This window comes from Bradyrhizobium sp., assembly GCF_049581145.1.
In the GTDB taxonomy this organism is placed as follows: domain Bacteria; phylum Pseudomonadota; class Alphaproteobacteria; order Rhizobiales; family Xanthobacteraceae; genus Bradyrhizobium.
Map to the genome: position 1 here is coordinate 1 of NZ_JBAURI010000325.1, position 5,904 is coordinate 5,904.

General features: G+C 64.7%; 6 protein-coding genes. 4 read left to right on the forward strand and 2 right to left on the reverse strand.

What is annotated here, in order from left to right; all coding sequences use genetic code 11:
• The 4 genes from WCB02_RS10755 to WCB02_RS10770 all read left to right on the forward strand — a co-directional run.
• Positions 1–703, forward strand: a 703-nt coding sequence (locus WCB02_RS10755) for an oligopeptide/dipeptide ABC transporter ATP-binding protein (protein WP_423958111.1), incomplete at its 5' end; no start/stop codon positions are given.
• Between the two features lie 24 nt (positions 704–727).
• Positions 728–2,239, forward strand: coding sequence for an ABC transporter substrate-binding protein (locus tag WCB02_RS10760; RefSeq protein ID WP_423958112.1), 1,512 nt, complete (start codon positions 728–730; stop codon positions 2,237–2,239).
• A 3-nt stretch (positions 2,240–2,242) separates the two neighbouring features.
• Positions 2,243–3,184 (forward strand): ABC transporter permease, encoded by a 942-nt coding sequence (locus tag WCB02_RS10765; RefSeq protein ID WP_423958113.1) that lies wholly within the window; start codon positions 2,243–2,245, stop codon positions 3,182–3,184.
• Between the two features lie 6 nt (positions 3,185–3,190).
• Positions 3,191–4,081 carry an ABC transporter permease gene (locus WCB02_RS10770; RefSeq protein WP_423958115.1) on the forward strand — a complete coding sequence of 297 codons (891 nt, stop codon included), beginning with the start codon at positions 3,191–3,193 and terminating at the stop codon, positions 4,079–4,081.
• Positions 4,082–4,228: 147 nt separating this feature from the next.
• Here WCB02_RS10770 and cnbZ read toward each other — a convergent pair whose 3' ends face one another.
• Positions 4,229–4,984 (reverse strand): 2-amino-5-chloromuconate deaminase CnbZ, encoded by a 756-nt coding sequence (cnbZ, locus tag WCB02_RS10775; protein ID WP_423958116.1) that lies wholly within the window; start codon positions 4,982–4,984, stop codon positions 4,229–4,231.
• Positions 4,985–5,000: 16 nt separating this feature from the next.
• Positions 5,001–5,904 (reverse strand): adenylate/guanylate cyclase domain-containing protein (locus WCB02_RS10780; RefSeq protein ID WP_423958117.1); only part of this gene is annotated, 904 nt, incomplete at its 5' end.

Consider the following 5,904-nt stretch of genomic DNA (forward strand, 5'->3'; position numbering starts at 1 on the left):
ATTGCTGCGGCTGGTGGGCCTCGAGCCGCGCTTCGCACGTCGCTACCCGCACGAATTCTCCGGCGGCCAGCGGCAGCGCATCGCGATCGCGCGCGCGCTCGCGGTCGAGCCGAAGCTCATCATCTGCGACGAGCCGGTGTCGGCGCTCGACGTCTCGATCCGCTCGCAGATCCTCAATCTGCTGCGCGACCTGCAGGCCCGGCTGGGGCTGTCCTATGTCTTCGTCTCGCACGATCTTGCGGTGGTCAAGCACATCGCCGACCGCACAGCCGTGATGAATCTCGGCGGCATCGTCGAGACCGCGGAGACGCAGGCGTTGTTCGCCTCGCCCCGTCATCCCTATAGCCGCGCGCTGCTGTCGGCGATCCCGGTGCCCAGGCCGCAGGCAAAACGCAGCCGCATGCTGTTGCAGGGGGAGATGCCGAGCGCGCTCAACCCGCCCACGGGCTGCCGCTTCCATCCGCGCTGCCCCTTTGTGATCGACCGCTGCCGCATCGAGGCCCCGCAATTGCATGCCGACGCCTCGGGCCACGCCACCGCCTGTCATCGGAGTGCCGAGCTGCCGCCGACCGACGCCATCATTGCCGCTGGTGGCGGATTTTCGCCGACGCTGGAGAAACTGGTCGCGGCGTTCAGCCGGCCGGAGGAAGCAATGGGGCGGTCCGGGGTTGGTATCGACGAGACAAAACCAGCGGCGGTTTGACCAGCGAGCAAGGGACGATCTGTGATGAAGATGGTGCGTTTGGTGGTGACGACGGCGGCCCTGCTGCTGTGTTTCGAGGCAGCAGCGCTCGCCCAGACCACGCTGCGGATCGGCCTCGCCGAAGATCCCGATATCCTGGATCCCTCGCTGTCCCGCACCTATGTCGGGCGTATCGTCTTCTCCGCCTTCTGCGACAAGCTGTTCGACATCGACGAGAAGCTCAACGTCGTTCCGCAGCTCGCACTGTCCTACGAGACATCGGCCGACGGCAAGGCGATGACGATCAAGCTCCGGCCTGGGGTGAAATTCCAGGACGGCGAACCGCTCGATGCCGAGGCCGCGAAATTCTCGATCGAGCGGCACATGAATTTTCCAGGCTCGTTCCGCAAGTCTGAGCTCGCCAATGTCGACCATGTCGAGGTGGTCGATCCCCTGACCATCAGGCTGGTGCTCAAGACGCCCTACGCGCCCTTGATCGCACAGCTCACCGACCGCTCCGGCATGATGGTGTCGCCCAAGGCGGCGAAACAGGAAGGCGACAAGTTCGGGCTGCATCCGGTCTGCGCCGGCCCCTACAAATTCGTCGAGCGCGTGCAGCAGGACCGTATGGTGTTCGAGAAGTTCGCCGACTACTGGAACAAGGACAACGTGTTCATCGACAAGATCGTTTTCCTGCCGATCGTCGATCCCACCGTACGGCTCGCCAATCTGAAGTCGGGCGGGCTCGACCTGATCGAGCGCGTGCTCGCGACCGACATCAAGGACGTCCGCTCCGACCCGAACCTCGTGCTCGCGACCGCGCCGGAGCTCGGCTATCTCGGCCTCACCATCAACATCAACAACGACAAGAGCAAGGGCGCGTTGAGCCAGTCGGCCAAGGTGCGCCAGGCGCTCGACCTCTCGATCGATCGCGAAGCCCTCAACCAGGTGGTTTTCAACGGCGAATTCACGCCGGGAAACCAATGGGTCAGCCCGCAGCATCCCTATTACCAGACGGCGTTTCCGGTCCGTCCGCGCAATGTCGAGAAGGCCAAGGCGCTTCTGAAGGAGGCCGGTGTCGCGCTGCCCGTGACAGTGGACATGATGGTCCCGAAGGGCCCGGAGAACGAAGCCGTAGCCCAGGTCATTCAGTCGATGGCTGCGGAAGCGGGTTTTGATCTGAAAATCCGCGTCATCGAGTTCGCGACCTCGTTCAAGGACGCCCAGGCCGGCAATTTCCAGATCTTCGAGATCAACTGGAGCGGCCGGATCGATCCCGACGGCAATTCCTACATCTTCCTGCACAGCGGCGCCCCGCAGAACGATGGCGGCTATTCCAATCCGGAAGCCGACAAGCTGATGGAAGACGCGCGCCTCACCGCCGATCCCGTTGCGCGCAAGGCGGTCTATGAAAAGCTGACCAGGATCGTGCTCAACGACGAGCCGATCATCTATCTCTATCACCGCAAGCTTCTGATCGCTCACACCAGGAAGCTCGAAGGCTACACGCAGATGCCCGACGGGCTGGTGCGCGTGGTCGGGTTGAAATTGAAGTAGCATATGCTGAATTTCCTCGCGCGCCGCATCGTGCAGCTGATTCCGACGCTGTTCTTCGTGTCGATCCTGATCTTCTCGCTGCAGCATTTGCTGCCCGGCGATCCCGCTCTGGTCATGGCCGGCGAGGAGCGCGACCCCGCTGCGATCGAGCAGATCCGCAAGCAATACAGGCTCGATCGGCCGATCCCGGTGCAATATGCCTATTGGGTCAAGGGCGTCCTGTCCGGCGATTTCGGCGAGTCCCTGCGCATCAAGGTACCGGTGCTCGACCTGATCGAACAGAAGCTGCCGGTGACGCTGCAGCTCGGCCTGATGGCGATCGTGATCGCGTTTCTGATCGGCATTCCCGCCGGCATCGTCTCGGCCGTGAAGAAGGGCACCGCCTGGGATTATGCCGCCAATCTATTCGCGCTGTGGGGCATCTCGACGCCAAACTTCTGGCTCGGCATCATGCTGATCTTCCTGTTTTCGATCAAGCTGAACTGGCTGCCCGCCTCCGGCTATGTGCCGCTGTCGGAAAATTGGCGCGCGAGCCTTGCCTCCACCATCCTTCCCGCCTTCGTGCTCGGCAACGCGATCGCCGCGATCCTGATGCGGCACACCCGCAGCGCCATGTTGCAGGTGCTGGAAAGCGACTACGTCCGAACCGCTCGCGCCAAGGGCTTGTCCGAGCGTGCGGTGATCCTCAAGCACGCCCTGCGCAATGCGCTGACGCCTGTCATCACGCTGGGCGCGCTCGAGCTCGGCACATTGCTGTCCGGCGCGGTCTTGACCGAGCAGATTTTCTCGATACCGGGCTTCGGCAAGCTGATCGTCGATGCCGTGTTCAACCGCGACTATGCCGTGGTGCAGGGCGTCGTGCTGGTGACCGCGACGATCTACATCACGCTGAACCTGGTCGCCGACATCGCCTACATCCTCGTCAACCCGCGCCTTCGGGCCTAGAGCCGCATGACCGACGCCGCTCTCCCCGCCATCCCTCTTGCGCCCGCGCAGCACGACCTCGAAAGCCCGGCGCGGCGCGCTCTGCGCCGGCTGTTCAAGCGCAAGGGCGCGGTCTTGGGCCTCATCGTGATCGCGACCTTCATCCTGCTGGCGCTGTTCGCGCCGCTCGTCACGCCCTATGACCCGATCGCGACCAGCTGGACCCTGGTGCGCAAGCCGCCCTCGGCGCTGCATTGGTTCGGCACCGACGATCTCGGCCGCGATATCCTGACCCGCGTCGTCTATGGCGCCCGCGCGTCGCTGCTGGCCGGCGCGATCTCGGTCGGAATCGCGCTCTCGGTCGGCGTGCCGCTCGGGCTCGTCTCCGGCTATCAGGGCGGCTTGGCCGACGCGCTGATCAGCCGCATCACCGACGCCATGCTGGCCTGCCCGTTCCTGATCCTGGCCATTGCGCTGGCCGCCTTTCTCGGCCCGAGCCTCGGCAATGCCATGATTGCGATCGGTATTTCGGCGACGCCTGTCTTCATCCGGCTGACCCGCGGCCAGGTCATGAGCGTCAAGGTCGAGGACTATGTCGAGGCCGCGCGCGCAATCGGCAATCCGCGCTGGCGGATCGCGCTGTTCCACATCCTGCCCAACATCATGCCCGCGCTGCTGGTGCAGGCGACGCTGTCAACCGCAGCCGCGATCATCGCCGAAGCTGCGCTGTCGTTCCTGGGGCTCGGACAACAGCCGCCGGCGCCATCCTGGGGCAGCATGCTGAACGCCGCGCAACGCTTCCTCACCAACGCGCCCTGGATGGCGATCTGGCCCGGGCTCGCGATCTTCCTCGTGGTGCTGTCGCTCAACCTGGTCGGCGACGGCCTCCGCGACGCGCTCGACCCAAGGGCGCGATAGTCAGTTGGGCGGAGCGCGCGGTCGACGAAAGCGTCATTGCGAGCGCAGCAGAGCAATCCACCGCGCCGCAAGGGGAAACATGGATCGCCTGGCCGCTGCGCGTCTGGCAATGACGGAAACACAATCCATTCCATCGCATGGATATTCCTAAATTACGACCTCACGCAGCACCCGCCGACAATCCATCTCGTATTCGAGGTCGATCACTGGCGGTCGGGCAAAGTGCCAGGTCAGGCCGGAACGCAGGGCGCCGCGGCGCACCAGCTCGTCGGCGACCACCGGATGAAAGTCGCGAATGCTGTAGGCCTGGGCTGCGGTGGTGTCGTTCCAGCCAAAGCCGAACAGCTCCATCCGCCGTTCCATTTCGCGCGTGGTGAAACGGACCTTTTCCTGCAGGCCCTCCGGGGAGAGATCTCGGTAGCGCACGATGCGCTCGGGATAGCTGCCGGCGCCGCCCCGCGCCTCGGCGCCGCCGGCGATCACGAAGCTCGGCGCCGCGCCATTTCCGATTCCTTGTGCCGGACGCGTGAAGGAGAAGGCGTAGAACGACGGTTCGGCGGGCGGATCGATCTCCGGGCAGACATTGCTGCGCGCCACCGGATTGGTGGTGCCGTCGAAAATCCCCCACTGCGCAAGCGTCTTGACGTAGTGCTGATTGAACTTCAGGAACCCGTCTTCGGTGAACGCGGCCGGCGAGCGCAGCTCGCAGGCGCAGAACGCAGTCAGCGGCCGGCCGGCGGCCTGGATGTAGGCTGCGACCTGCGCAAATCCCTCGGCCAAGGGCACGAGCCGGTCGAACCGCACGCGCTCGATCTCGTAGCCTGACGCCGCGGCGGCGCCGCTGGAATACTGGAACACGGCCGGGATGAACCGGTAATTGCCGGCGGCAAAGTCGTGTGTCATGTCGATGTCCTGTCGTTCATTCCAGCTGCATGCGGACGCCCTTGGCGCCGTTCAACAATCGCCTGAGATGAAAGCCGGCGAGCGGATCGTCCGCATAGCGCCCGACCAGCGCCGCAAAGGCTGGCATCGCCGCCGGATCGCCCGCCTCCAGTTTGGCAAAGGCTTCCGCATATTGCGCCACCGCCGGCGCCTCGAAGGCCCCTGGCTGCAGCGGCTCGAACGCGCGCAGCGGCTCGCTGCGTCCACGCAGCATGAGATCGCCGACCGGACGGCCGCTGAAATTCGCTGCCGCTTGCGCGACCGCGGCGCTGACGCAAATCCGCGTGCCCAGAAACTTATTGGCGGCTTCGAGACGTGCGGCGGTGTTGATGGTGTCGCCATAGGCGGTGTAGTCGAAGAACCGACCGCCGCCGAAATTGCCGACCAGCGCGGGACCGGCGTGAACGCCGATCCGGGTCAGACCGAACGCCACATCACGCGATTGCCAGCGTTCGCGAAAGGCCTGCGCCCAGCCGTCCAGTTCATGCGCGCAGGCGACCGCGCGCGTGGCAAAATCCGGCTGGTCCTCCGGCGCATTGAACAGGACCTGGATGGCGTCGCCGATGATCTTTGCGACCGTCCCCTGGTGGGCAAACACCGTATCCGTCATGCCGCCCACATATTCGTTGAGCAATTCGCCGAGCACCTCGGGCGTCGTGGTTTCGACCAGCGATGTGAAGCCGGTAATGTCGGTGAAGATGGTTGCCACCTCGCGCCACTGCACTGCCATGCCGTCGTCTTCGCCGCAGGCAAGCCTGCCTGCGATCTGCGGAGAGAAATAGCGCGACAGCGCGGCGTGCGCCCGCTCGGCCTCGATCTGGCGGCGGCGGACATCGCGCAGCATCTCGACATGGCGAATGGTCTTGTCGATGGTCAATTCG